Annotated in this window: 1 protein-coding gene; it reads left to right on the top strand. The window is 49.3% G+C overall.

Annotated features, from left to right (window positions below; all coding sequences use genetic code 11):
• Positions 1-1421: type VI secretion system Vgr family protein (locus tag CL42_RS16095; protein WP_035270946.1), on the top strand; the 1421-nt coding region annotated here is incomplete at both ends.

Here is a 1421-nt window from a genome sequence, read left to right as displayed (position 1 = left end):
AGCCAAGTCGAAAAACTCAACCAACACCTCAGCGACTACTACGTCGGACAAAGCAAACAATTCATCGCCAAAGCCAGCGTCAGAGACAGCCAAGTCGGCTACTGGTTCAAACTCGATGGACACCCAGAAATTGAACAACATAGCGGAGCTGACCAAGAATTCCTCATTGTAGGCAAACGCTACTACAACCAAAACAACCTACCCAAAGACTTAGACCAACAAGTCCAACAACTGCTACAACGCAGCCAATGGACGCCAAAACACAAGACAAACACCAACCAAGCAACCCACAAGGACCAAGAACGCCAAGCCAGCGAACTCATCCTACAACGACGCAACATCAAAACCGTACCCGAATACAACCCACTACAACATCGACCTAGCACCCATCCGCAACGCGCCAAAGTAGTGGGACCTGCAGGAGAAGAAATCCATGTCGATGAATGGGGACGCATCAAAGTACGCTTTCTGTTTACCCGAGCAGAAGACCACCAATTTGATGGCGGTGCCGGCAGTAACAACAACGACACCGATTCAGCTTGGGTCGATGTACTGACCCCATGGGCAGGCGAAGGCTATGGTGCACGCTTCCTTCCTCGAATCAATGAAATCGTGGTCATCGACTTCTTTGACGGCAACATCGACCGTCCCTTTGTGGTAGGCCGCCTACATGAAGCCCAACGCAGCCCAACCCGATTTGACAGTCAAGGCCAACTGCCAGACACCAAAAAACTCGCAGGGATTAAAAGTAAAGAAGTCCAAGGCGAAGGCTATGGACAACTCCGCTTTGATGACACCACAGGACAAATCTCCACCCAACTGCAAAACACCCACGGGGCGAGCCAACTTAACCTAGGGAATCTCAGTCATCCCAAAGCAACAGCAGAAAGTGAAGGACGTGGTGAAGGTTTCGAACTCAGAACCGACCAATGGGGTGCAGTACGGGCGGGCGAAGGTATACTCATCTCCACCTATAAACAAGAACAAGCCAAAGCAAACCATTTAGATGCAAGCGAAGCCAAACAACAACTCGAAAGTAGCTTAAACAACGCCAAAGCCTTAAGTGAAGTGGCACAAAATCAACAAACTGATCCACTGAGCTTACTCGAAAACCTACAGGGCTATCTCAAGAACTTAGAGAGCGAAGACCAAAGCAAAGCCGCGGCTTTTAAACAAGCGATCATGCTCTTGGCTTCACCAAGTTCAATTGCCATAGAAAGTAACGAAGACATCCACCTCAGTGCAGATGGGCAGATCAACCAAATTGCACAAGGAAGCATTAACACCAGCACGCAAGACAGCATCATCGGACATGCCAGCAAAAAGATCAGTTTATTTGCAGCGCAAGAAGGGGCACGACTCTATGCAGGCAAAGGCAAGATCGAGATTCAAGCTCAAGGGGATGGTGCTGATCTGATTGC

The organism is Acinetobacter sp. Ver3 (assembly GCF_000632455.1).
Taxonomy (GTDB): Bacteria; Pseudomonadota; Gammaproteobacteria; order Pseudomonadales; family Moraxellaceae; genus Acinetobacter.
This window is presented reverse-complemented; position numbering and strand designations above follow the sequence as displayed.